We start from the raw sequence: 25,823 nt of genomic DNA on the forward strand, positions 1-25,823 counted from the left end.
TCTGAGGCTGGATAGCCGATGACTTGCGGGCTTTCATACCTAATCACTCTTTCGATAGTCGTGTTACGATATTAATTCGACAAAACCGTGATAAAAGCCTGCTTACGCGGACTTTATCACCGGACTTTTAAAGGAGTCCAACACAACTCGAAATCCAATGTGGCCGCCGCGCGGCACATCGAATCCTCCGCCAACGCAAACAACCCACCGAATGTCTACGGAGGGTTGTTTTAGCGCGTATTCGGCGCAGAATTGGAGGAATCCAGCGGGAGCGATGACCATGTAGTGCATCCAGTACACTACATCGGGGAAATCCAACCGGGGAGACGCCCATGTGGTGCACCCAGTACACTACATCGGGGAAATCCGGCCGGGGCGGTGCCCATGTGGTGTACCCAGTGCACTACATCGGGGAAATCCGGCCGGGGAGACGCCCATGTGGTGCACCCAGTACACTACATCGGGGAAATCCGGCCGGGGAGACGCCCATGTGGTGCACCCAGCGCACTACATCAGGGAAATCCAGGCGGGGAGACGCCCATGTGGTGCACCCAGCGCACTACATCGGGGGAATCCGGCCGGGGAGACGCCCATGTGGTGCACCCAGCGCACTACATCGGGGGAATCCGGCCGGGGAGACGCCCATGTGGTGCACCCAATGCACTACATCGAGAAATCCGGCGCAATCGACAAAAGCCGACCAAACGGAGAAAATGCAAAAAACAAGGGAGCAGCCCCTCAGCGGATCGAAATCCGCTCACGGGACGACCCCCTAGGCCGGCTCGCTGCTTACGCTGCGCGAACCTGACTATGCTGCGTCAACCTTGCTACGCGAGACGCCCCCGTTTACGCCGGGGTCCCTCCCATCCGAACGCGAATCCGGCAGCGCCAACTCTCAAAAAATCCGCTCGTTATACCCCAGCAGCCGCTTCCGCCGCGGGTTGGCGCGGTCGAGAATGTCCTGCGGCACCCGATAGCCCGCGTTGTCGTCGTGGCTCATGCGCGGCACGAGGAATTTTTTCCGATAGATGATCTGCTGCACGTAACGCGGCCGGTCGGTCCTGTTCGGCGCCCCGCGGTGCCAGAGCTGGCTGTTGAACACGAGGCAGTCGCCGGCGTTCACGAGCACCGATTCGGGACCGCGTCCCTTGTACATGCCGATCTCGTCGGTGAAGGCCAGGTGCTTGCCCGCCCGGTGCGAGCCGGGAACGATCTGCGTCGGGCCGAGATCTTCCGTAATGTCGTCCAGGTAATAGAGGGCGTTGCACAAGTAAACCGGCAGCTGAATGCGCGGATCCAGCTCGACGCCGTCCGGGAGCGGCAGGAACAGCGCTTCGTCGACGTGCCATTTGCTGACCGCGTTTTCCCGGATCGTCCGCATCCCGTTCATGCTGCTGAGCTGGCAGTCCGGGATCACTTCCTCGATGAACTCGGAAACGCCGGGGTAGTCGACGAGCGACTCGAAAATTTCGCCCTTTTCGAACATCGGCCCCTGAAGCATGACTTCCGGCCCCTTGCCTTCGAACGCCTGCCGGATGCCCTCTTTGACGGCGGCGACCTGCTCGGCGTTCAACGCGTTTTTGAATACGACGTATCCGTCCCGGTGGAATTGCTCCAGTTCCTGCGCGTATCGTTCTACCGTCGTTTGCATCGTCCAAACACTCCTCAGAATTGGATTTAGTAGTACTGCTCAGCCACTTCCAATCATGCAACGAAGCCGGCGCGGTCACGCAAACCCGGACAACCCCTGTTCGCCCGCAATCCCGGACAATCCCTGTACGCCGGCCAGCCCGCTCAATCCCCGTCCGCCAGCTAACCCGGACAACCCCTGTTCGCCTGCAATCCCGGACAACCCCTGTACGCCAGCCAGCCCACTCAATCCCTGTACGCCGGCCAGCCCGCTCAATCCCCGTCCGCCAGCTAACCCGGACAATCCCCGTCCGCCAGCCAACCCGCTCAATCCCTGTTCGCTTGCTGCGGGGTTCTCCTCTTTTTCATGCGGCTGCCGACAAGCGATTCGGTCGTCACGACGATTTTTTGCGGAATTTTAAAAGGGGGCAGCTTATCCGAGCAATACGCCCAAATCCGCCGGCGCGCCTCTTTAAGGGGCAGTTCCTCCCGCAGCTTGACGGTCGCCGTCACCATCTGCCCGGTAATGGCGTTCGGCTCCGCGCTTACCGCGGCCTCCTCGATGAAATCGAGCTGCTGCAGCACGCTTTCCACCTCGGCCGGGTACACCTTCTCCCCGCCGATGTTGATGATTTCCGAGCGGCGCCCGAGGATGCGGATAAAGCCGCCCTCCGCGATCGCCTCGTCGCCCGTGCGCAGCCAGCCGTCCTCCGTGAACGGATCCGGCGCGTTCAAATACCCGAGCATGGCCGTCTCCGTCTTCACTTCCAGCATACCGTCGACAATCCGGTACTGCGCGCTGTCCGATTCGATGGAAAAAAGGAGCGAGTCCCCGCCTTTGGACTTCGTCCGCAGGATGCCGAGCTCGGACATGCCGTACACCTGAACCGTGCGCACATTCGGAAAAACGGCGTTCCAGGCGGCCAGGGTGCTCTCCGGCATCACTTCCGAGCCGTAGGAAACGACCTCCAGGCTCGATAAATCGAATTCCCGGTAAGCTCCGCTAATGAGCAGCAAATTCATGAACGTCGGGGATACCGGCAGCGCTTCGACCCGGTAACGCTCGATCACCCTGCAAACCTCGGCGGGGGAGCGGTCCTCCAATATGCACAGGCTGCCTCCGCTCGCCAGCGTCTGCAGCAGCGTGTTCATGCCGCCGATATGGTCGAACATCATAAACGGAATGGTCCGCCGCGGGCGCCCGGTTTTGCGGAACTTGCCGAGCAGCCGGTCGGCGTGGTGAACGGCGGCCTTGCTTTTCCCCGTCGATCCGGAGGAGAAAATGACCAGGCCCGGCGCGCCCTCCATCAGCAGCGACGCGAGCAGCGGATGGGAAATGCCGCCTTCCCGGTGCGGGCGTGCGACGATTCCCCCCTCGTCCGAACGAACTCGCGCTTCGGCCTCGCCGATCGCCAAATATTCGAGCTTTTTGGCCTCGACCAGCTGGGGATCGAGCGGCAGCACGATGTTTCCCCTTGCGAACAAGGCAAACAGCGCGGCGACCGCGTGCGGGGTATACGATTCCTCCAGCGAAACGACGCGCCGTTCGATGCCTTCGAGGCGCAGCTGCTCCGACAGGAGCGCGACGGCGTTCGCCAGCCAGTCGTACGAATACGCCGTCCCGCGCCATACGAATGCCGTCCGCGAGCCGAACTCCCCGAAGCGGTCAAACAGAAAGCTTCGATACATGGTCCACCTCCTCCGGCTTAGCCCGCTTCCGGCAGCCGCCCGAGCAAATACCCGACCAGGCTGTCCACCGTGCGGTAAGGGCTGTCGGACATTCCCGCCGCCGGCTCCGCTCCGTCGGACAAGGCGACGCCCAACCCGAGCTCGTCCTGGATCCCCTGCTCCACCGTGGCGAGCAGCGTTACCAGCCCGAGCGAGTCCAGATTGCCGTCGCGCCCGTAAAGCGGCGTTTTCAAGCCGAGCTCCACCGGAATGCGTCCGTTGTGGACCGAATTGATTTCCCGGCAGCTGTCGAGCACGATGCGGACGATCGCGTCCCGATGCCCGGCGTTACGGCCCGATCCTCGCCGTTCGAACGGCGGCACCGAAGCGTGATCCTTCCGGATGCGTTCGTACAGCCGATACTCCCGGCCGATCAGCGCCTCCAGCGACCGGCTAAGCGCGGCCAGGCGATCCGCCGCCTTCTCGCTTCCGCCCGAGCCCTGCAGCTTTTTGTGCACGGTCTCCCACTCTTCGATGATTTGCGAGAACTCCTCCAAATAACCGGCGTGGGCGGCGCCGAACGTCGCGGTCAACTCCCGCAGCAGGTCGCGGACAAAATAACGGCTCCACCGCATATCGAACAAAAAGGCGGAAATCGAGCGGAGCGAATCCTCCCCCTCGGTCCCGAGATGCAGCCGCTTGAGCAGCCGCAGCGACACCGCGTGGCCGAAATAATAGGCGCGCTCGCCCCGGACGACTTCCCTTCCGGCAAGGAACTCGTGCGCCTGCGTCGCCAGCGCCCGCAGCAGCGCCTCGTTGTACAAGGCGGGGGTCAGCTTCGTCTCCGCTTCGATGTCGATCGAGCCGTACGTGTATAGCCGGTCCTTGCGTTTCGCGCCCGCAAGCTCCGGAATCGCCTTGTTGCCCTTCCAGAAGTCGTCGAACGCCTTCAAGGACAGCGAGCCCTGGTAGCGGGCGGGAACCGGATCGTACACCTGCACCCGCTCTTCGCCGATGCCATGCACGCCGAGCCAATGATCGACCAGATAGAGCCGGGAATTCGGCTCGGTCAGCTTTTCGATGTACTTTGGATTCAAATAGTCGTCCGTGTAGGGGAGATAATAGCTTGTGCCCGTCGCGATGAACAGCTCGCCCCGGCTTGTGCGGCGCCGGATCTCGTCAAGGCCCTCCTCGAAGTCCGGAAACTCCGTTCTGCCCGTCATTTTCCAGACGGGATCGTCGTAGTCCAGCTTGTCGAAGTAAACCTTCACCAGTCCGGAACTCGAGCAGGCCGGCAAGCCGTATAACCGCGAGTTGGCGAGCAGGCTCAGGCTGCTTTCCGAGCCTTGCCCTCGCAGCACTTCGTGAATCAAAGGAAAATTGCACGGATAGTAGTAAGGAATGTCCATCAGCGGTTCAAAAGGCAGGGTCTGCATGGCTCCTCCTCTCCGGCGAGTAGGCCGTCGTCTCTTCCCAACGCTCCACCTTGTAATGAAGAACCAGATCGTTGTCGGCCCGGAAGGCCCGGTTGGGCAGCGCGCTTCCGTCGGCGGCCGTTTCGAACTTGCGGAAGCCTCGCGTAAACCGGAAGCGGTAGCCGGTTCCCCTTGGCACGAGAAAGCTGCCGGCATAACGGCCGTTCGCGCCGCGAACCAGCTTCATCCCCATGCCGCCGTAGATGCTTTCCGGCGGAGACGGCTCGGGCGGAATTTCCGCGATCATCGCTACCTGAACGAACTCGGACAGCTCCGCCTCGACGCGGTATTCGCGCGCGGCATGCAGGCCGTCCGCCTTCAGCGTCACGGTCGTCGCCCCGGGCTTTTTCGGAACGATCGTCCCGTCCCTTTCCACTTCCAGCACGTCGGGATCGGCAACCGCATACTCGGCGTCCAGCAAGCTGAGCTCCAGTCCGTTGTCGTACCGGGCGATCGCGTTGATCCGCAGCTTTCGCTCGTTAAGCCCGACGCGGTCCCGGCCGTGAAGCTCGAGCGCGGCGATGCGTTCCGGACGCCGGCCGAACATGAACAGAAGAGGGAGGTGCGCCCTTTCGCCCCAATCCTTCTCCTGGTGCGCCGCCTCCGGCTTCACCAAATAACCGACGTCCTCCCCGCAGCGATAGCCCTCGGCCGTCAATTCGTCGACGACTTGCCGGACGTGCCGCGGCAAAAACAGCCCCTCCGCGTCTCCGATATCGAGCCAAAGCTTGAGCGGGCGCTTGCCCGGGTACGGGCGGTACAGCGTCTCCTCGCAAAGGTTCGGCTTGCCGGTCTCGTCGAGCCAGGCTTTGACGAAATACGGCGACAGCATGATCAGCTTGCCGAACACGTCCGGATTGCGGAACCCGGTATGGTAGGTGGACAAGCCTCCCGCGGACGATCCGATCAGGCCGGTGTTGCCGGGGTCGGTCAACGTCCGGAACCGCCGGTCGATATAAGGCTTCAAATCGTGAATCAGAAAGTGTTCGTAGTCCAGCCCGGAGCAGGCGATATGGTCCGCCTCCGCGGCGGGAGCCTTGAAATGGTAGTATTCGTTGGAAGTGACCGGACGGACGTGGGCGATGGCGACGATGATGATTTCTTCGATGTTTCCGGCTTCGATGAGCCGGTCGGCCGCCTCGTGAATGTTCCAGGATTCCGTCCCCGGACGCGCCGGCGCGAACGCCCGCTGCCCGGCGTGCATGTACAGAACGGGGTAGCGCTTCTGTTCGCCCTCTTCGTATCCGGGCGGCAAATATACGAATATCCTCCTCTCGTTGTTCAATCTGCGAGCGTAAAAGCCGTCGATCGTTACGATTGCGGATTTACCCGGCAATGGCACCTCTCCTTTCCAGCAGGCTCACCTTTCCGGTTTGTCGTTAATCGGGCCTCCTTTCGGTGACCGGCAGCAGCCGGGGCGCCATGCGCGAAAAACGCTGCGGAAAACGCGAAAAACCCCGTGTCTCCAGGAGATCACGGGGTTGTCTCTGAAACCGTCATGCGTTCCAGCGAGCATGGCCCTCAGATTGTTGCGCGGTTTGAAAATGTTGTTTTCATTTTCATCATAGTATGGAATTTTTATTTTGTAAAGATTGTATTTTAAATTAATTATTGACATATATTGAATATGTTGTAGAATAAACTCGAAAGTTAAATTTGAGGGCTCTGATTTTTTTAAACCGCCCGGTTTAAAAACAACCCCGGTAACTCCCCCGCGGAGCTGCCGGGGTCTTTGCCTTTGAAAGGAGGAATAGGGATCATGTCCGGATGAGTTCTCCTCGGTTTTTTGAAAGCGTTTCAAATTCCGGTTGTTCTCTTCGGCTTCCTATCGACACCAATTTAAGAGAGGCGGGAACTTAATGTTAAAACCGTTCAAGAAGCTTTTTGCCGGCATTGCCCTGGCAGTCGCGCTGCTCATCGGATCGGTCGCTCCGGCGCTTCCGGCTCCAAGCGCATCCGCGGCCCCGGACACTTCGGTCACGAACAAGACGAATTTCAGCACGGACGTCATTTATCAAATTTTTACCGACCGGTTCGCCGACGGCAATCCGTCCAACAACCCGACCGGAGCGGCCTTCAGCTCGGGCTGCACGAACCTGAAGCTGTATTGCGGCGGAGACTGGCAAGGCATTACGGACAAAATCAATTCCGGCTACTTCACGAACATGGGCATTACGGCGCTGTGGATTTCCCAGCCGGTCGAGAACATTCACGCCGTCGTCAACTACTCCGGCGTCAACAACACCTCGTATCACGGATACTGGGCCCGCGACTTCAAAAAGACGAACCCGTACTACGGAACGTTCTCGGAGCTGCAGACGCTCATCGATACCGCCCATGCCCACGGCATTAAAATCGTCATCGACTTCGCGCCGAACCATACGTCGCCGGCGATGGAAACGAACACGTCGTTCGCGGAAAACGGCCGGCTGTACGACAACGGCACCCTGATCGGCGGTTATACGGGAGACACGAACGGCTATTTCCACCATAACGGCGGTTCGGATTTCTCCTCGCTGGAAAACGGCATTTACAAAAACCTGTACGACCTCGCCGACATCAACCACAACGTCGCCCAGATCGACGCCTATTTCAAAGATGCGATCAAAGTCTGGCTCGACATGGGCATCGACGGCATTCGCGTCGACGCGGTCAAGCATATGCCGCTCGGCTGGCAGAAGAGCTGGATGGCCTCGATTTACGGCTACGAGCCGGTGTTCACGTTCGGGGAGTGGTTCCTCGGCACGAACGAGAACGACCCGAACAACGTTTATTTCGCCAACGAGTCCGGCATGAGCCTGCTCGATTTCCGCTTCGCCCAGAAGGTCCGCCAGGTGTTCCGGGACGGCACCGATACGATGTACGGGCTTGATTCGATGCTTTCCTCCACCGCTTCCGAATACGCCCAGGTTTCCGATCAGGTGACCTTCATCGACAACCATGACATGGAGCGGTTCAAATCGAGCTCGGTCAGCAACCGCAGACTCGAGCAGGCGCTGGCGCTTACGCTGACGTCGCGCGGCGTTCCGGCCATCTACTACGGAACGGAGCAGTACATGAGCGGCGGCACCGATCCGGACAACCGCGCGATGATGTCGTCCTTCTCGGAAACGACGACCGCCTTCAACGTCATCAAGGAGCTGGCCCCGCTGCGCAAGTCCAATCCGGCGATCGCTTACGGCACGACCCAGCAGCGCTGGATCAACAACGACGTCTACATTTATGAGCGGAAATTCGGCGACAGCGTCGCCGTCGTCGCCATCAACCGCAACTTGTCCAGCCCGGCTTCGATCAGCGGCCTGCTGACCTCCTTCCCGGCGGGAACCTACGCGGACGTTCTCGGCGGCCTGCTGAACGGCAACAGCATCACCGCGAGCGGCAGCGGCGCCGTCTCGACGTTCACGCTTGCGGCCGGCGCGGTCGCCGTTTGGGAATACACGCCGGCTCAGACGACGCCGGTCGTCGGCCATGTCGGCCCGGTCATGGGCAAAGCCGGCAATACCGTCACGATCGACGGCAGAGGCTTCGGCTCGGCCAAGGGTACGGTCTTCTTCGGCACCAACGCCGTCACGGGCTCGAACATCCTGTCCTGGGAGGATACGCATATCGAAGCGATCGTGCCTTCCGTCGCCCCCGGCAAGTACAACGTCAAGGTTCGCACGGCGGCCTCGGTCGACAGCAACAATTACAACGGCTTCAACATCTTGACGGGAGAGCAGGTCACGGTTCGCTTCGTCGTGCAGAACGCCACGACCGCCTTGGGCGAAAACGTCTACCTGACGGGCAACGTCGCCGAGCTCGGCAACTGGACTCCCGCTTCGGCCGTCGGTCCGATGTTCAATCAGGTCATCCATGCGTACCCGACCTGGTACTACGACGTCAGCGTTCCGGCCAATACCGCGCTCGAGTTCAAATTTTTGAAGAAAAACGGCTCCGTCGTCACCTGGGAAAGCGGCTCGAACCATACGTTCACGACGCCGTCCAGCGGCACGGCCACCGTTACCGTCAACTGGCAGTAAGCCGAGCTTGATCGGACAGCGGCGCGGACCGGCCTCGCGAGAGCAAATTCGCGGGCCGTTCCGCCGCCGCCTTCTCGGCCGGCGAACGCAATCCTCAACGATAGTTGCGAATCGGCTTCAACAGCCAGACGGCCGCAACGCCGGAAACCAGCAGGCACAAGCCGACGGCTTCCAGCACCCGGGTCGCCCCCCACTCGTCCGCCAGCGCGGACGTGACGGCAAGCCCGAGCGTCGGCGCCACGTTCGTAATGGCGCCCATCGTGCCGTAAATTCTCCCCTGCATATCAAGTTCGACCTCCGAGCGCAAAATAATTTGGGTCAGCATCGTACAGAAAGCAAACATGATGCCGGCGGCCAAAATAAGCGGAAGCGCGGCCGGAGCGGCGGGCATGAAGGAAATCGCGACAAAAACGGGGCCGAGCGCGACCAGCCCGGTCATGACCCACCATCCCCTGCGTCCCAGCCGGGAACTGAAAGACAAGATCAGACCGGCGCCGATCATATAGCCGAGCGGGATGCACATTTCGATCAGGCCGAAGGCGATCGGCCCGGCTTTCCAGTCTTTGACGGCGACGACCTGGATGAGCATAAGGGAAGACATGAAGAAAAGGATCAGCAGCGGATTCAAAATGACGATCGACCGGATCAGCGCGTCCTTCCGGATGAACGCGAAGCCGCCGCTCCAATCCGCGAAAAACGGCGCCCTCTCCGCCGTCTTGCTGCCCGCGGAAGAAAAGGCCCCCGCGGCCAGCACGCAAATGCCCGACAGAAAAAACGTAACCGAGGTGAACAGCATCGCGGCGAAGCCGCCGAATGCGGCGACGGCCACCCCGGCCAGCGCCAGGCCCGATATCCGGGCGACATTGTCCGTCAAATGCACGGCGCTCGTCGCCTGCTGGATGCGTTCCTTGCCGGCCAGCTGCGTGACCGAGGCGTGGAACGCGGGACCCTGAAACAGGCTGGAGAACGCCGACAGCGTCACGAGCGCGAGCATAACCGGAAACGGCGCACGAAGATAAAACAGACAGACGGCGAGCGCGGCCGCGATGCCCGCCCGCAAAAAGTCGGAAAGCAGCATCAGCTTGCGCCGGTCGACGCGGTCCGCCACGGTTCCGGCCAAGGTGCCGAACAGGATCGTCGTCGCCATGTAGCAGATTTGGACCGCGGCCATGAGCTTGGCGCTGCCCGTCGTTTGCAGCACCCACAAGCTTAACGCGATTCCGTTGAAGCAATCGCCGAACACCGAAATCGTATTGCCCGCCATGATCCACAGGAACGGCCGGTTTTTCCGGAGCGGGCGCTCCGAATCCGGCGCCGGCGCCGGCGTCATCCTTCGCAGTAACGGCTTCTTTTTCTCCAGCGGACGCGAAACTTCCACGAACGTCCCTCCTATCCCCGTTCAAGCTATTCTTTTTGCCTACCAGCCGGCTTCGCCCTTCCCCCTTTCCGCACCCGGCATCAGATCCATCCAATTGTCCACCTTGAACCGGACCTTGCAATCGCTGAACGCGGACAACCTGCGGAGCGGAGCGGGCCTGAAGCCGGCATCCGCCTCGTCCCGGCCGTATCCGCGCGTAATCATGAAGCGCAGATTAAAGCCTCTCGGCAGCCGCACCCGGCCCCCGTACAGCGCATCGCGAATTTTCGGCACCTCGAACGTCGCGTAAATGCGGGAATCGGGCGGCGTCGATTCGGGAACCTCGATTTCGATGTCCGCGTGCACGTAAGGGTCGAGCCGTTCCACGACCCGGCACTCTCGCCAAGCCTCCGCTTTTCCGTTGCGGTACCGGATCGTCGCCGCGCCCGGCGCTTTCGGCACGATCGTTCCGTCCGGCTTCACCTCGAGCACGTCGGGGCGGTCGACCTCGTACGTCCCCCGCAAATCGCTGAACGCGAGGCCGTTCGAAAGCTCGACCACCGCGTTCAGACATTCCGCCGCTCCCTCGATGCCGACCGTATCCGGCCCGTAAAGCGCTGCGCGAACGGGCTCGCCCTTTTTTCCGAAAAAGCGGATCAGCGGCAAATGGGCTCGCCCGCCCCAATCGGTCTCCGAGTGCGCCGCTTCCGGTTCGTGATAGAAATGGAACCTCTCGCCCTGCCCGATGCCCGCCTCCAGCCACTCCACGGCGACCTGGCGCACGTGGCGGGGCATGAAAAATCCTTCCGCTCCCCCGATGTCGATCCAAACTTGCTGCCCCGGGGCGATCGGATAGGGCCGGTACTGCCGCTTTTCCTCCAGCGTGAGCGGATCGACGTGGACAAAATAGGGGGACAGCGCCGCGATTTTGCCGAAAATACCGGGATTCCGCAGCCCGATCGTGTACGCGGAAATGCCCGCCGCGGACGCCCCGATCAGGGCGGTATGCTCCGGCTCCGGCTTCGTCCGAAACGTCCGGTCGATCAGCGGCTTCAGCTCATGGATCAAAAAATGCTCGTACGCTTCCCCCAGGCACCGGATCGGGTGAACGCACGAATCGTGAAAAAACTCGCTCGCCCCCTCCTCGGCCACATGGTCGACGGCGACAAGCAGCACGCCCTCGATTCGCTCCTCTCCGATCAGCGGGTCCAGCACCTTGTGCATGTTCCACGATTCGCCGGACCTTTTTCTCGATTCGAACGCGTGCTGGCCGACATGCATGTAAACGGCCGGATACCGCTTGCTCGGGTCGCGATCATAACCGGGCGGCAAATAGACCCGGATTTCCCGGGCGTTGTTCAGTCTCGTCGCCCTCACGTCCGGGATGGAGACGATTCGCGAACCTCCGTCGGTCAAGAAATTCACCTCTTTCATTCGAAAATCGAAATCGAAAATTCGCATCTTGCCTTCAACTTATAACTTAACCGGTTAAGTTAATTTGATTATAAAAGGGGGAATTCTTCGCTGTCAACCCTAAGTTTGTAAAGAATTGACACCTGTCATTTCCCCCCATTATGATGTGAATACGAAATCGAAGGCGAGGAGAAGCCGTTGGCCAAAAAACCGACACTTCGCGACGTGGCCCGGGAAGCCGGCGTTTCCGTCGCTACCGTCAGCTATGTGCTGAACAACGTAACGAACCAGACGATCCCGCAGGAGACGCGCAACCGCGTCTACGAAGCGGCCGAAAAGCTGAACTATATCCAGAACCTGACCGCCCGTTCGCTGTCCGTCGGCCGGACGAACCTGCTCGGCGCGCTTCTTGTCGCCGAAGAGAGCGATCTCGTCTCCAAGCATATCAGCTACGGCAAATTCATCGACCGGCTCGAGAGGCTCAGCAACGACCGGAACTACCATCTGATGGTGTCCCGCATCGACCCGGGCAAGCCGAATTTCGCGATCATTGCCGAGCGCAAGCTGGACGGGGTCTTCGTCATCGACGCCAGCGAGGACTCCTTTTATGCCGTTTCCGAAAAATTTCCGTTCGGCTCGCCGGTCGTGCTGATCGACAGCATCGTCGACGATCCGCTGTTCCGGCACGTATCGCCCGATTTCGACGGGCTGTTCGAGCTTGCCGGCGAAATCGCGGGCAAAGGCCGCCCGTTCGCCGTCATCCACGAGCGTTACCATAACCGGACGATCGCCAAGGCGATTCGCGATGCGAGCGGACTCGGCGATGAGGCGATTCTGGCGGCAGACGGAGACGCCGGCGCGATCGAAGCCTTTATCGGCAAACACCGGGACAAGCCGCTCGTCGTGTTCAACGAATTTCTGGCCCTGCGCCTGATGAAGTTCGCCGACCCGGACGGCATGATCGTCGTGTGCACCTCCGATTGCCCGGAATATTTGCCGGAGCGGACCGGGAAAATCGTGCCGGATGCGGACAAGGCCCGCGCGGCGACGGACATCATGCACGCGCTGCTTCAGGAGCCGTACGACGCGGCCGGGCTTGGCGGCAAGCTGACGTTCCGGCTTTCTTGACACGGACAGCGACCGGGCCGTCCGCACGGTCGCGCCGATCGGCGTCCCCGTCTCCCGCCGCGGCTCTCCGCACGGCCAACCGGGCGCTCCCGATCCGCGCTACCGAATGACGACCGAGCTGTAGGGCGCAAGCCGGAGCGTCGTGCCGTCAAGGGCAGCCGCGTCCGTTTCGCCGCCGGTCTGCCGCTCGATTTTCTGAAAGCTGCCGTATAGCCCCGACGGCGCAAGCTCGGCCTCCTGCGGCTCGCCCGACATATTGTGCACGACGAGCACGCGGGAATCGCCCGTTTTGCGGATAAACGCGCCGAGCTTCGGGTTGCCGGTTTTATATTCGTCGATATCCCCGTCCCTCAGCTCGGGAAGCTCGTTGCGCCACCCGATCAGCGTCCGGTAATGACGCAGCAGCGACCGCTCGTCCCGCTCCTGCGCTTCGACGGAAACCGTCCCCGGCTTGCTGTATCGCGGCGTTTGCCAGGACGTCTGCCCCGGGCCGCCCTCCGCTCCCTCGTACCAAAGCATCGGCTCGCGAATCGCTTCGTCCGGCTTCATGCCGAGCATGCCGATCTCCTCGCCGTAGTACAGAAACGGGTTGCCCGGCAGCGTAAGCAGCACCGCCGCCGCCATCCTTGCCCGGTCCGCGTTTCCGCCGAGCACGCTCATGACGCGGTTCTGGTCGTGGTTGGCGAGAAAGACGGCGTCCGTGAACGCGCCGCCCGAGGCTTTGCCGTACGCCCCGTACACCCGCTTCAATCCGAACGCGACATCCGGGTCCCGTTCCCCTTGCGCCGCGTCGAGAATGCGTCCCGCCAGATCGAAGTTGAATCCGGAATCGAGCGCCCGATCGAGCAGCGGCGCGATCATCGACGTCGAGTCCCAAATCTCGCCGACCAGGTACGCATCCGGATTCGTTTCGCGAAGCCCCTTCCGGAACTCCTGCCACCACGCTTTGTTTTTCGCGGCGACCTCCTCCGAATGCACGGTCGAGGCGAAATCCCCGTAAATATGCTTGGCCGCGTCCAGCCGGAAGCCGTCGACGCCCTGCTCCAGCCAAAAACGGCCGATCTCGATCATTTCCTCGCGAACGGCCGGCTCGTCGAAATTCAGATCCGGCATCCCGCCCCAGAAAATGCCGAGGTACTTTTCGTTGCCGGCATCATGCCAGGGGCTTCCGGAAGAGGCCGCGTTGTCGGAAGGCGTCTTTTCGGCCGACGGGCGGATCGTATACCAGCTGCGGTAAGGGCTGTCGGGATCGGCCAGCGCCTCCTTGAACCACGGATGCTCGCTGCTCGTATGGTTGACGACGAAGTCCATAATGACCTTGATGCCCCGCGCGTGCGCCGCTTCGAGCAAATGGCGGAAATCCTCCAACGTCCCGTAATCGGGGTGAACGGCATAATAGTCCGTCACGTCGTAGCCGTGGTAGCTCGGCGAAGCGTTGATCGGCATGAGCCAGATGCCGCCGACGCCCAATTCGCCCAAATAGTCGAGCTTCTCGGCGACTCCGTTCAAATCCCCGATGCCGTCCCCGTCGCTGTCGTAAAACGATCGGACGAAAATTTCGTAATAAACGGCGGAGGGCTGCTCGTCCGCCTCCCAGCCGGCCGCCGGCGCGAGCGACGACGCAGGCGAGGGCGATGCGGGCGACGGAGATGCGGATTCGGCCGGTCCCGCGCCCGTTCCGGCCGAATCGGACCCCGGGGCCGCCGCTTCGCCGGACGCCGGAGCCGAAACGGCGGCAGGGGGAGAAGCGTCTCCTCCTCCCCCGGTGCAGCCTGCCAGCAGGCCGATCAGAATCAGCCAGACGGCCGCTCGCCTCATCCTTTGGACGCCCCCGACGTAAGCCCCTGCACGAGAAAGCGCTGAAGGAAGATGAACAGCAGCGTAATCGGGACGGCGATCAGCACCGAGCCCGCGGCAAACAGCGTAAAATTGCTGTTCTGGTAGCTGTTGACGAGATCCCACATGCCGACGGCGAGCGTCCATTTCTCCTTCGTCCGCAGCACGAGGCGGGCGAAAATAAAGTCGACCCAGGCGCCGGTGAAGCTCGTCAGCGCAACGTAAGTCAGCATCGGACGGGACAGCGGAAGCATGATGCGGGTAAACACCTTGAAGTGGCTCGCTCCGTCAATCCGGGCCGCCTCGTCGAGACTGCGCGGAATCGTGTCGAAGAAGCCCTTGACGATGAAGCCGCCCAGCACCGCGCCGGCCGAATATACGATGACGAGCGCCGCGTGCGTATCCAGCAGCTTGAGCTGCAGCAAAATGATGTAAAGCGCGATCATGCTCATGAAGCTGGGGAACATGCCGAGCACGAGCATGACCGTAAGCGCCGACTTCCGGCCGCGAAAGCGGAAGCGCGACAGCGAATACATGCCGAGCGTGACCAGAATCGTGGAGAAAATCATCGACAGAGTCGCGATTTTGAGCGTGTTCAAATACCACGTCCCGTACGGGAACGACTTGTTCGTGAACAGCTCGCGGTAATGCTCGATCGTAAACTGGCTCGGCCACATGCTTTCGGCATACAGCGCGGCTCCCGGCCGCAGCGAGGAAAGCACGACCCACAGCACGGGATAGATCGAGACGACCGCGATGGCGATCAGGACGATGTAGCTGAGCGTCAGCCGGACTTTGCTTTTCCGCTTTTTCATTGGATCATGTCCTCCTCTTTAAACGACCGAGACCGCCGGAAATTCCAGATGGAGAACGAAGCGATCATCAGGAAAATGATAATGCCGATCGCCGAAGCGACGTTGAACTTGCTGTTGTCGAGCGTCAGCTTGTAGAGCCAGGTGACGAGCAGGTCGGTCGCCCCCGCAAACTGGTAGTCGCCCTTGATCGGACCGCCGTTCGTCAGCAGGAAAATGACGTTGAAGTTGTTGATGTTTCCCGCGAATTGCATAATAAGCACCGGAGTCGTCGCGAACAGGATGAACGGCATCGTAATGATGCGGAACTTTTGGAAGGGGCTGGCGCCGTCCACCTCGGCCGCTTCGTACAAATCCTTCGGGATCGCCGTCAGGACGCCGAGGATGAGCACCATGCTGACCGGAATGCCGAGCCACATGTTGACGACGATGACCGTCACCTTCGCCCAGAACGGATCGGTCAGCCACGGCAGGCCTTCGAGACCGAACGCCCGGAAATACTGGTTGATCGGGCCGAACTGGCCGTTGAACAGATTTTTCATGATCAGCAGCGAAATGAGCTGCGGCACCGCGTAAGGCAAAATGAAGATGGTGCGCCACAGCTTTTTGAACCGGATTCCCCGCTGTTCGATGAGCAAGGCGACGAGCACGCCGCCGAAATACGTTGTCACGGTCGCCACGACCGCCCACACGATCGTCCAGAGCAGCACGCCGAAAAACGTATTGCTCCAGCTTTTCAGAAACAGCAGGTCCTTGAACGTCTTGAAGCCGACCCAGTCGATGAGCTTGGCCGGAGGGATATGGTCAGGCGCCGAATAGTTCGTAAACGCCAGAAGTATCGTGAATATGATCGGCATGATCGTAAAAAACAGAACGCCGATGGCCGGAACGGACAGCATGTAATACGGAAAATATTTGCCCGACAGGCTTTGATAGGACTGTTTGAAGCTTTTCAGCTCGGCGCCCTCGTCCCGAAGCGCGCCCGTTCTATAGGCGTCTTGAACGTTCAACACGTACGCCGCGATAAACAAAAGGAAAACGAACACGACGATCAAGCCGTCGAGCATGAGAAAAATCGAGTGGTCGCCCGGCACCAGTTGCGTGGAATTGTTGACCTTCTCGAATCTCTGGGTCGTCTCTCCGAGCGTGACGAGACCCCAGATCGCGTCGCCCAGACGCGGAATCAAATAAATAAGGCCCAGCGCTTCGATCAGCAGCAAAACGATGCCTTTAATCCGCTGCCCGTTGTAAATTTGACCGAGTCCCTGCACCAGAATGGACAGTACGGTCGCGGTTGTACGATGCTGTTTCATGCCGTCCGGCTCCTTCCGTTAAAATGCGGGAATCACCCGCCGGAACTCGTGCCGGCGGGTGAACCGCGTTACGGTGACTTATTGCGTCGAAGCGATGCCTTCCTTGATTTGCTGAACCGCTTTGTCCAGCGTCGTCTTGACGTCCTTGCCTTCGTCCCAGATCTCGGTAATGCCCGCCGTGATCGGATTCCAGACGCTGCCCATTTCCGGAATGGCCGGCATCGTCGTCGAGTTCGCGAATTGCTCGAGGTACGCGATCGTGACGGCGTCGCCGCTTACCTTCGGATCTGCGGCCGCATCCTTGTTGGACGGAAGAATGCCGTTCAGCTCGAAGTTTTTCAGCTGCGCTTCCTTGCTGGAGAGGAACCGGGCGAACAGCTTGGCGGCGTTCGGATATTGCGAGAACGCGTTGACGTAGTAAGCTTTAACCCCGGAGAGCGAATTGAAGGTGTTGCCGTCGATCGTCGGCATCGGAGCGACGCCGAAATCGATGCCGGCATTCCGGTAATCGGTAAGCGCCCAAGGACCGTTGATGTCCATTGCCAGCGTGCCCGCGGTAAAGAGGCCTTTTTTGATATCGTAGTTGACGTCGCCCGTTTTGACCGGGAGAACTTCCTTTTGCAGCCTTTGCAGGAATTGTCCGCCTTTGACTGCGCCTTCGTTGTTCAGGCCGATATCGTCCTTGTTCGTGTTGTTGTCGCCGAACATGTAGCCGCCGGTCGTGCCGAGGAACGCAAAGTTGTAATAAAATTGCTGCAGTTCCCACATGATCGCGTATTTGTTGTTTTTCGGGTCGTTGAACGTTTTGGCGAATTCGATGATTTCCTCGAACGTCTTGGGAGCTTCCGGAATGAGCGCCTTGTTGTAGATGAGGGCGTACGTCTCGACCGTGTACGGGTAGCCGTAGATCACGTCTTCGAACGTAACGGCGTTAACCGCGTTTTCCTGGTTGCCGGTTTTCGTTTCTTCCTCGAAAACGTCGTTCGGCAAGACGAGGCCGGCGGTAGCCGCGCGCCCGATCTGATCGTGAGGGAACACGACGACGTCGGCGGCGATGCCGGCCGGACCGTCGGTCGTCAGCTTCGTCACCTGGTCGGTCGGCGGAACCTTTTCGAACTTGACCGGAACGCCGTATTGCGCTTCGAATTCCTTCGCCATTTCCTCGATGAAAATCCGTTGGTTTTCGTCTTCCCAAATCATGAGGCTCGCGCCCGGCTCCGGCGTAAGCTCCGGCGCCGCGGATTCGCTTGCATCGGGCGACGCGGACGGCGAAGACGATTCCGAAGCGGTGGCGGACGGAGACGCGGAAGCCGAAGGCTGGCTGTTGCCGTTGTTTCCTCCGCATGCCGCAAGAGCGAATACCATCGTACTCGCAAGCAAAATACCGATCCATTTCCTCATTTGACTTTCCCCTTCCGTGTTCGTTTTTCTTCATTGCACGCGCCTTTCTCATGTCGCGATCCCTTTTGCCGAAGGTGCGGTTTGCGAGCGGACCGGAATTTGCGCGATCAAGGAGCTCGCCCCCTTCAGTGCAAACGTTTGTCCAAATGGGCCTTAAAGACCGTCGATTCTCCCGCAAATACCGGCAATAGCCGTCGGTTCAGGAAATCCTCATGATGAAAGCGCTGTATTCACATCCTCATCATACAACATGCCGAAACGCTTGTAAAAACGTTTGCACAGATCGTATCCGGTATTTCCCCCGAAAAACCTGCTGTTTTTCTCCCGAAAACGCCGTTTTACAGTAAATGGCTCGTTTTTTCGGCTTCAAGAATCCGTTTTCAACGTTTTGTATTTACATTGAAACCGCTTTGCTTTAACATTAGGGATGTCTTGTTCAAACGATTGCAGAAAGGTGAAATCGGCATGGTCACCATCAAAGATATCGCAAAGCTCGCCGGCGTTTCGCCCTCGACGGTATCGCGGGTCGTCTCGAACCATCCGCGCATCAGCATCGAAACGTCGCGCAAAGTCAAAAAAATTATGGAAGAGCTCGGCTACCACCCCAATGTGATGGCCAAGAGCCTCGTATCCAAAACGACGCACACGCTCGGCATCATGCTGCCGAGGCCCGCGGAGGAGCTGTTCCGCAACGATTTTTTCGGCGAGCTGCTGCGCGGCGTCGTCACCCAGGCGACGCGCATGGGCTATGATTTGCTCATGACGACGGCCACTTCCGACCAGGACGAGGTCGGAACGATTTCCCGGCTCGTCCGGGGGCGCCGGGTGGACGGAATCGTCCTGCTCAGCTCGCGCCGGGACGATCCGATCATCTCGTTTTTGCAGGAGGAGTCGTTTCCGTTCGTGCTGATCGGACGCAGCGAAGCGTACGCCGACGCGCTGATGGTCGACAACAACAACGTGCTCGCCGCGTACGACGCGACCCGGCATCTGATCGCCCAAGGCCACGAGCGCATCGGCTTCGTCAGCGGACCGCCGAACCTTACGCTGTCCCACGACCGGCTGAAAGGCTATGAAAAGGCGCTGGCCGAATCGGGGCTGGCCGCGCGCCCCGACTGGATCGTCGAGGGCGAGTTTTTGCAGGAGAGCGGGTTTCGGGCGATGTCGTTCGTCATGGGCTTGCCGGAGCGCCCGACCGCGCTTGTCGTCATCGACGACAACGTCGCCTTCGGCGTCATGAGGGGGCTGTCCGAGCTCGGCTATCGCGTGCCGGGCGATATTTGCGTCGTCGGCTTCAACAACATTCCGCTGGCGGAGCTCGCTTCGCCGCCGCTCAGCTCGATCGATATCGGCACCTATCAGCTCGGCTATACCGCCGTTCAGGCGCTGCTGCGTCGCGTGCAGGGAGAGCCGTCGCTGCAAAATCCGGTCATCATCCCGCACCGGCTCGTCGTTCGCGATTCGTCCATCAATCCCGCGTTAAAAAGGAGCTGAACCGACATGTCCAACAAACCTTATCTGATCGACGCCATCGTCGGCAACGGCCGGATGCTCGGTTCGCTGGGGCGGACCGGCCGGCTGTACCGGCTGTGGTGGCCCCATATCGACCATCCCCAGCACGTAGATGCGATTCGGACCGGCATCCGGCTTTCCGGAGCCGATTCCGCCGCGACCTGGTTCGACGATGCCGCGGACGGCTGGGAGCATCGAATCGCCTACGAACCCGGCACCAATATCGTCCGGACCGAGGCGAGCCGCAACGGCTTCCCTCTATCCGTCCTGCAGCGGGATTTTTCGCTTCCCGAAGGAGACGTTCACGTGCGCCATTATACGTTCACGAACGAGACGGCCGGCGAGGTCTCGTTCCGTTTCGTCTGGTATTCTTCTTTTCACGTCAACGAAAGCCCCTTGTACAACACGACGACGTTCCGCGAAGACGCGGATGCGATCGTTCACTTCCATAAGCGGTCTTTTTTTGCCGTCTCGGGCGCAAACGTTTGCGCGGAATTTCAATGCGGTTCCGCCTGGGAAGCGGCGGTTCGCGGAGAGTTGAACGGCAACGCGATCGACATGCGGCCGGACGGGGCGATGGCTTGGGATTTGAAGCTGAAAGGCGGCGAAAACGTCAGTCTTCCCGTTTATATCGCGGCGGGAACGACGATGCCGGAGGCGCTGCTGCGGCTGGCGGAGACGAAGGAAAAGCCGGTTTCGCAATGGCTGGAAGCGACCCGCATCTACTGGCACTCCGAGCTGCGCGGGGCGCGGCCGTGCCCGGGCGGCGACAGGGCGCTTGCGGAGCTGTACGAACGGTCCGTTCTCATGTTCAAGCTGATGTCCGACTCGCAGACCGGCAGCCTGCTTGCCGCTCCCGAGGCGGACGAGAGCTTTTCCCGCTGCGGCGGCTATTCGTTCTGCTGGGGGCGCGACGCGGCGTTCATCACGACGGCGCTCGACCGGACCGGGCTGACGGAAGCGTCCCGGCGCTTCTACGAATGGACGCTGAGCGCGCAGGAGGCGGACGGGTCCTGGCAGCAGCGCCATTACCACGACGGCAGCCTCGCTCCCTCGTGGGGACTGCAGATCGACGAAGGCGGCTCCATCGTCTGGGGGATGTGGCAGCATTACGCCGCAACCGGCGACGAAAGCTTCGCCCGCCGCATGTGGCCGGCCGTGGCCAAGGGCGCGGCGTTTCTCGCCGGCTTCGTCGACCCGGACACCGGCCTTCCGAAGCCGAGCGTCGACCTGTGGGAGGAGCGCGACGCCGAGCACACGTATTCGGCGGCCGCCGTCTCCGCGGGGCTGCGCGCCGCGTCCTCGTTCGCCCGGCTGATGGGGGACGACGACTCGGCCGCGGCCTGGGAGCGGATGGCGGACCGCATCGCCGAAGCGATCGAGAACGATTGCTGGAACGAGGCGGAAGGCAGCTTTTACCGCGGGCTTCATCTGAAGGTCGGCCGCGAGGAGTACGAGCGCGCCGTCGCCCGCGGCGCGGAAGGCGGCGTCGAGCATACGGCAAAGGGCTATCCCGTATACCGGCTGAAATACGATCCGACGGTCGACATCAGCTTGCTCGGCGTCTCGACCCCGTTCGGCGTGCTGCCTCCGGAGCACGACTACATGCGGCGGCAGGCCGATGCGATCGAGCGCAAGCTGACCTCGCCCGTCGTCGGAGGGATCAAACGGTATGAGAACGATCCGTACATCGGGGGCAATCCATGGATTTTGACGACGTTGTGGCTCGCCCACTACCGGACCGAGATCGGACAATACGAGGAGGCGCGCAAGCTGCTGCGCTGGGCGATCGATCACCGCACCGAAACCGGCCTGCTGCCCGAACAGGTTGACAAAGCCAGCGGGGCTCCGGCATGGATCGTCCCCCTCACCTGGTCGCACGCCATGTTCGTTCTGGCGGTCGACAAGCTCGCCGCCGCCGGCGAGCTTGCGGAGGTCGGCGAGACGTCCAGGGCGGGATATCCGGCCGACGCCTAAATCAAGCCGCGCGCCGCCCGCTTCCGGGTCAGACGTCCAACGAGGCTTCCGGAAACGGCGGCGTGCGGTCGCTTTTGTACATTTGAAAGCCGTTTTTGCCCTTCTTCTTGACGTCATACATGGCGGCGTCGGCATGGTCCATCAACTGCGCGGCGGTGTCCCCGTCCTGCGGAAAAACGGCGATGCCGATGCATGGCCTGGACGATCCGGTCGGCCAGGTCTGCCATTTCCTCCCCAAGCCGCTCTCCCCGGCAGATTACGGCGAATTCGTCCCCGCCTATGCGGGCGAGCATGGCCTGGCTTCCGCTTAGGCAGCCCTGGATTCGTTCCGTCGCCTGTCTCAGAAAAAGATCGCCTTGCGTATGGCCGAACGCGTCGTTTATTTTTTTGAACCCGTCCATATCGACGATCATGACGCCGAACGGCTTGCCCGTTTCCCGGCTCGATCGAATTTCCTCTTCCAACGTTTTGTTGAACATTCTCCGGTTCGGCAGCTTCGTCAGCTCGTCGTGATAGGCCAGGTAACGAATCTGCTCGACCGCCCGTTTTTCGCTCGTAATATCCTTGATGACGATAAAGCTTCGCACCTCCTCCCCGTCCAGTTCGACCCGAACGGGAATTCGCGTCACCTGAAGCTCGCGCCGCTGTCCTTTGGCGTCGAGAAACGGCATCTCGCAAGGACGCTGTTCGGGAGCGCGCAACGAAAGCAAAAACAGCTTTTTCGTTTTCCGCCGGACTTCCGGCGGCACGCGGTCAAGCACGGAGGAAAGCGGCTTGCCTCGCAATTGCCGGCTTTCCATGCCCGTGATGGAAGCGGCCGAAGCGTTCAATCCGACGATTTTATACTGGCTGTCGATCAGAACGATTCCGTCCCGGCTGTTCTCGTACAACGATTTATAGGCATTTTCTCCGGCGTCTGCCGTTTTCGAATCTCGCGTTCTTTGCAGCACGTACATGCCCAGCAGCGAAAGCAGCCACACCAGAACCAATGCCGCCATGAAATGGCTGACGTTCAGCGCGGCGGGCACCATCATATAACCTAAAATGGCTGCGGCGATCGCCCCTTTGGCAAGCCTGGGAAAAATGCAGCTGACCCCTGCGATGGCGACGACGGCCGTAATCGCGACGATCGCGATGAGATTGGGATCGTAGACCTCCATAAGCCAAGGGGCGGCCAAGCCGTTGTAATGCATCGACGACAACCCTGCGGCCAGCAGCGTCGTCCCCGCCATGCATTGGCGCAGGTTCAGGCTTTTTTCGTCCATGATCCAGCTGGCCATCAGCACGGCCGTGACGACGGCGATCAGCGCCACCAGAACCGAAGTTAAAGCGAAAAGAAACGGAAACGTCCGGGAAACGTCGATCATTTCCGAGAAAAAATCCGTCCCGATGCCGAAAACGACGGTCACCGCCGCCTGAACCGCGGCGAGCCGCCCTTTTTCCCCTTTCGAAAGCCCGATCTTGCCCGCGAAGCTCAGGCAGGCATATAAATTCACGGCTGCGAGCGCGTAGACGATCATTACCGTTACGATTGAATTTCCTCCAAAAGCAAACATATCCTTACCTCTTTCGTTTCGTTGCCTGAAATTTCGGGACGAACGACCCATTGCCGGCCCCGAATATCGCTCATTCAAGTATAGCCGTTTGAACTGTACAGAAACTGAACGCTCGATTTCGATCTGAAAAAAAGCCCCGAAAACCGCGCTGCGGCTCGGAGCTTCCTGGGCTTTTTTTGCAAATTCCAAGGCTTTAGTACACCTTGTCCGCCGTATAGAGAGCGGCATCCTTGATCATTTGGAAATCTTGCTTGCCGGCTTTGAGTCCGGCGTCGACCGTCGTATCGATCGTCACCCATTGGCCGTCCAGAAACACTTGATTCCAGGCATGGTACTCGGTTACGTACGTCGTTTTGCCCGTCACCAGCTTCGTCGGGATATCGAGCGCGCGCAGCATGCCGGCCGTCAAGGCGGCGTAGCCGTAGCAGATATCCTTGTTGCTGGCGAACGTGCGGTCGATTTGCGGCAGGTAATCCGGCGTGGCTGCGGCCGCGAGCTCTTTGTCGTACTTGACGTTGTCGATTACGTATCGGTAAACGGCGGCCACCTTTTCGGCGTCCGTCTTTTTGTTCTGCGTCAGTTCCTTCGCCTTTTGAACGGCGATGCTGTTCGGCGTCCAATCGATGTTCTGTACCTGGTTCAAATAAACGGCCGTGCCGTCCTGCAAAGCGAGCGTCAGCGTTGCCTTGTCCACGACTTTGTACTGATTGCCGCTGACGTTTTCCAGAATCGTCACCGTGTAGTCGCCGTTGCCCAACTGCAGAGGGAACCATTCGACAGGCTTGTCCGCTCTGAGCGTATAGGTATATTTTCCGGTGTCCTTGACGATCATGGCCTTCGTTTTGACGTCGGCTTTGACTGCATAGCGCACGCCGACCGCCCCGGTATCCAGCTTTGTCGTGTCCAGCCAGTCCGCGCCGGTTTCGTTCGCGGCGTAGGCTGCGGCGCCAAACAACATGGTAAACAATATAACGATCGCGGCGGTCGCGAACGCGAGCTTGCGCATTCGTAAAACTCCCTTCGGCGGCCAGGCTGCCATCTCGCTTGGAGGAAGGCCCTATGGCTTTGCGTCCCTGCCTTTCGACAGGTATGCCATTATCGGTAAAGTTTTCAGAGGCTTCGAAAAAACAAAAAAAGCCATGTCGTTCGGCAACTGGCTGCCATCTCGCTCGGAGGAAGGCCCTGTAGCTTTGCGTCCCTGCCTTTCGACAGGTTTGCCGTTATCGTGATAAGCTTTTACATAAAAATTATACCATTATTTGTCGAAATAGAAAAGCAGTTTTTAATCCGCCGTCGCGGCGGAATCGGTTATTTTGGCGTGAACGATCAGACGATGCGTGGGGTTGACGAGCGGATCGCACGTAATGAGCGTCAAAATGCGGTCCGTTCCGTTCGGCTCCAGCACGGAAAGCTCCGTCGGCTCCACGATTTTGATTTCGTAAACCGTGTAGCTGTAGCTGCCCTCGCTTGTCTTGACGTCGATCTTGTCGCCGATTTCCACTTCGTCGAGCCGGTTGAACAAGCGGCCCTTCGTTCTGGCTCTATGCGCGGCGACGGCGGCATTGCCGACCTCTCCCAGCGCGGCCGTCTCTGTCATGTGCGCCGCGGCGTGCTTCATGTTCTGCTTGGTGGCCCCTTCGAGCACCGGCAGCTTGACGTCGATTTTGTCGATCGTCAGGATGGCGAGCGGCCGTTCGTCCTCCGCGTACGCGGCAAACGGGTCGTGCTCCTCCGGTTCTTCTTCCTGCGCGCTTTGTTCCAATAGCGCGTTCACTTTCGCCAAGCCGTTCTTTAGCGTAGATACGGAAGACGACAGCCGATCGTCGGCTTCGGCCAGCTCCCGCTCCGCGGCAGCCAGCAACTGCGCCTGCTTCCGGTCCTGAACCCACTCGTTCAGATGCGGGTAGCAGATCAGAAAAACGCCCGCCAGGATGAAAAGCAAGTACAGCTTTTTCATGTCGTTATCCCTCCTGGGCCGTGGAGAAGCGTGAATGCAGCGACGCATTCAGGCCGGACAGGCCCGCGTTCATACGGTCAGTTTACGCGTTTTTTGCGCAGCAGGCAAACGCCGAAAACGGCAAGCGCCGATCCGAACAGGTAAAACGGAAGCGGACCGGACTCGCCGGTCTGCGGCAGCGTGCCAAGCGGCGCCTCGTCCTCTTCGATCGTCTTCGCGGCATCAACGCCGTGATCGACGGTTCCGAGCGGCACTTCCTCCTCGGCCACCTCGATCACTTCGCCCGTTTCGTCCGAGCCGGCGACATACGACGCCGCTTCCGGCAGTTCCGGAATGACGTCCGGCTTCGCCGCCATTTCGACGGTTCCAAGCGGTACTTCCTCCTCGGCCACCTCGATCACTTCGCCCGTTTCGTCCGAGCCGGCGACATACGACGCCGCTTCCGGCAGTTCCGGAATGACGTCCGGCTTCGCCTCCGTTTCGACGGTTCCGAGCGGCACTTCCTCCTCGGCAATCTCGACCACTTCGCCCGTTTTGTCCGAGCCGGCGACATACGACGCCGCTTCCGGCAGTTCCGGAATGACGTCCGGCTTGGCCGACTCAGAGGCCGCGTCGAGCGGCGGAACCGACGCGGCCGCTGCCGCCCCCACGCCCGAGAAAGCTCCATACGCAACGACAAGCAACACGGCCAACAAGCGCAAGTTGACCATCGTTTTCAAAAATCTTTTCACAGCTGCCTCCCGATTCATTGATTTCGTCCATCTATCTTT

19 protein-coding genes, 1 pseudogene and 2 riboswitches are annotated in these 25,823 nt (G+C 60.3%); of the genes and pseudogenes, 4 read left to right on the forward strand and 16 right to left on the reverse strand.

All coding sequences use genetic code 11. The features are described 5' to 3' along the window. Positions 1-895: 895 nt before the first annotated feature. The 6 genes from B7E11_RS06585 to B7E11_RS28830 all read right to left on the reverse strand — a co-directional run bounded on the left by B7E11_RS06585 (position 896) and on the right by B7E11_RS28830 (position 6,573). On the reverse strand, positions 896-1,651 hold the full coding sequence (locus tag B7E11_RS06585; RefSeq protein ID WP_080832828.1) for a phytanoyl-CoA dioxygenase family protein: 756 nt from the start codon (positions 1,649-1,651) through the stop codon (positions 896-898). Between the two features lie 75 nt (positions 1,652-1,726). Further along, positions 1,727-1,933 (reverse strand): hypothetical protein, encoded by a 207-nt coding sequence (locus B7E11_RS06590; RefSeq protein WP_176220630.1) that lies wholly within the window; start codon positions 1,931-1,933, stop codon positions 1,727-1,729. Positions 1,934-1,956: 23 nt separating this feature from the next. Then, positions 1,957-3,318: an ANL family adenylate-forming protein gene (locus B7E11_RS06595; protein ID WP_080832830.1), complete on the reverse strand. Its 1,362-nt coding sequence runs from the start codon at positions 3,316-3,318 to the stop codon at positions 1,957-1,959. A 17-nt stretch (positions 3,319-3,335) separates the two neighbouring features. Next, positions 3,336-4,733 (reverse strand): hypothetical protein, encoded by a 1,398-nt coding sequence (locus tag B7E11_RS06600; protein WP_080832831.1) that lies wholly within the window; start codon positions 4,731-4,733, stop codon positions 3,336-3,338. Further along, on the reverse strand, positions 4,714-6,108 hold the full coding sequence (locus B7E11_RS06605; RefSeq protein ID WP_080832832.1) for an alpha/beta hydrolase: 1,395 nt from the start codon (positions 6,106-6,108) through the stop codon (positions 4,714-4,716). The genes B7E11_RS06600 and B7E11_RS06605 overlap by 20 nt, the downstream gene beginning before the upstream one ends. A gap of 24 nt (positions 6,109-6,132) precedes the next feature. Beyond that, on the reverse strand, positions 6,133-6,573 hold the full coding sequence (locus B7E11_RS28830; RefSeq protein WP_139787101.1) for a hypothetical protein: 441 nt from the start codon (positions 6,571-6,573) through the stop codon (positions 6,133-6,135). A gap of 58 nt (positions 6,574-6,631) precedes the next feature. Here B7E11_RS28830 and B7E11_RS06610 point away from each other — a divergent pair, with 58 nt between their 5' ends. Continuing rightward, positions 6,632-8,791 carry an alpha-amylase family glycosyl hydrolase gene (locus tag B7E11_RS06610; RefSeq protein ID WP_080832833.1) on the forward strand — a complete coding sequence of 720 codons (2,160 nt, stop codon included), beginning with the start codon at positions 6,632-6,634 and terminating at the stop codon, positions 8,789-8,791. A gap of 94 nt (positions 8,792-8,885) precedes the next feature. On the opposite strand, the gene B7E11_RS06615 is transcribed toward B7E11_RS06610, so the two are convergent. Both B7E11_RS06615 and B7E11_RS06620 read right to left on the reverse strand, forming a co-directional pair. After that, the gene (locus tag B7E11_RS06615; RefSeq protein ID WP_245809642.1) at positions 8,886-10,169 is read right to left on the reverse strand and encodes an MFS transporter; all 1,284 of its coding nucleotides are present in this window, start codon (positions 10,167-10,169) and stop codon (positions 8,886-8,888) included. Between the two features lie 39 nt (positions 10,170-10,208). After that, on the reverse strand, positions 10,209-11,564 hold the full coding sequence (locus B7E11_RS06620; RefSeq protein ID WP_176220631.1) for an alpha/beta hydrolase: 1,356 nt from the start codon (positions 11,562-11,564) through the stop codon (positions 10,209-10,211). A gap of 195 nt (positions 11,565-11,759) precedes the next feature. Between B7E11_RS06620 and B7E11_RS30585 the strand changes: the two genes are divergently transcribed. Beyond that, positions 11,760-12,689 (forward strand): LacI family DNA-binding transcriptional regulator, encoded by a 930-nt coding sequence (locus B7E11_RS30585; RefSeq protein ID WP_176220632.1) that lies wholly within the window; start codon positions 11,760-11,762, stop codon positions 12,687-12,689. A gap of 99 nt (positions 12,690-12,788) precedes the next feature. On the opposite strand, the gene B7E11_RS06630 is transcribed toward B7E11_RS30585, so the two are convergent. From B7E11_RS06630 to B7E11_RS06645, 4 genes are all read right to left on the reverse strand, one after another. Further along, entirely contained in the window at positions 12,789-14,507 is a 1,719-nt protein-coding gene (locus B7E11_RS06630) for an alpha-amylase family glycosyl hydrolase (protein ID WP_080832836.1), read from the reverse strand. Continuing rightward, positions 14,504-15,340, reverse strand: a complete 837-nt coding sequence (locus B7E11_RS06635; protein ID WP_080832837.1) for a sugar ABC transporter permease — start codon at positions 15,338-15,340, stop codon at positions 14,504-14,506. Before B7E11_RS06635 ends, B7E11_RS06630 begins: the two co-directional genes overlap by 4 nt. Further along, the gene (locus B7E11_RS06640; RefSeq protein ID WP_080832838.1) at positions 15,337-16,650 is read right to left on the reverse strand and encodes a carbohydrate ABC transporter permease; all 1,314 of its coding nucleotides are present in this window, start codon (positions 16,648-16,650) and stop codon (positions 15,337-15,339) included. Before B7E11_RS06640 ends, B7E11_RS06635 begins: the two co-directional genes overlap by 4 nt. A 78-nt stretch (positions 16,651-16,728) precedes the next feature. Beyond that, entirely contained in the window at positions 16,729-18,051 is a 1,323-nt protein-coding gene (locus B7E11_RS06645) for a sugar ABC transporter substrate-binding protein (RefSeq protein WP_080832839.1), read from the reverse strand. Between the two features lie 465 nt (positions 18,052-18,516). Between B7E11_RS06645 and B7E11_RS06650 the strand changes: the two genes are divergently transcribed. Beyond that, positions 18,517-19,545, forward strand: coding sequence for a LacI family DNA-binding transcriptional regulator (locus B7E11_RS06650; RefSeq protein WP_080832840.1), 1,029 nt, complete (start codon positions 18,517-18,519; stop codon positions 19,543-19,545). 6 nt (positions 19,546-19,551) lie between these two features. Beyond that, positions 19,552-21,540 (forward strand): glycoside hydrolase family 15 protein, encoded by a 1,989-nt coding sequence (locus B7E11_RS06655; protein ID WP_080832841.1) that lies wholly within the window; start codon positions 19,552-19,554, stop codon positions 21,538-21,540. A gap of 28 nt (positions 21,541-21,568) precedes the next feature. Here the strand turns inward: B7E11_RS06655 and B7E11_RS06660 are convergent. From B7E11_RS06660 to B7E11_RS06675, 4 genes and pseudogenes are all read right to left on the reverse strand, one after another. After that, positions 21,569-23,324: pseudogene (locus B7E11_RS06660) on the reverse strand (diguanylate cyclase domain-containing protein). After that, positions 23,290-24,102 (reverse strand): transglutaminase-like domain-containing protein, encoded by an 813-nt coding sequence (locus B7E11_RS06665; protein ID WP_080832843.1) that lies wholly within the window; start codon positions 24,100-24,102, stop codon positions 23,290-23,292. Before B7E11_RS06665 ends, B7E11_RS06660 begins: the two are co-directional and overlap by 35 nt. A gap of 13 nt (positions 24,103-24,115) precedes the next feature. Next, positions 24,116-24,200: riboswitch (cyclic di-GMP riboswitch) on the reverse strand. A gap of 41 nt (positions 24,201-24,241) precedes the next feature. After that, positions 24,242-24,325, reverse strand: a riboswitch (cyclic di-GMP riboswitch). A gap of 53 nt (positions 24,326-24,378) precedes the next feature. Next, complete coding sequence (locus B7E11_RS06670; RefSeq protein WP_080832844.1) at positions 24,379-25,053, reverse strand: class D sortase; 675 nt, start codon at positions 25,051-25,053, stop codon at positions 24,379-24,381. A 77-nt stretch (positions 25,054-25,130) separates the two neighbouring features. Next, the gene (locus B7E11_RS06675; protein ID WP_176220634.1) at positions 25,131-25,784 is read right to left on the reverse strand and encodes an LPXTG cell wall anchor domain-containing protein; all 654 of its coding nucleotides are present in this window, start codon (positions 25,782-25,784) and stop codon (positions 25,131-25,133) included. Positions 25,785-25,823 lie beyond the last annotated feature (39 nt).

The organism is Cohnella massiliensis (assembly GCF_900169535.1).
GTDB lineage: Bacteria > Bacillota > Bacilli > Paenibacillales > Paenibacillaceae > Cohnella > Cohnella algarum.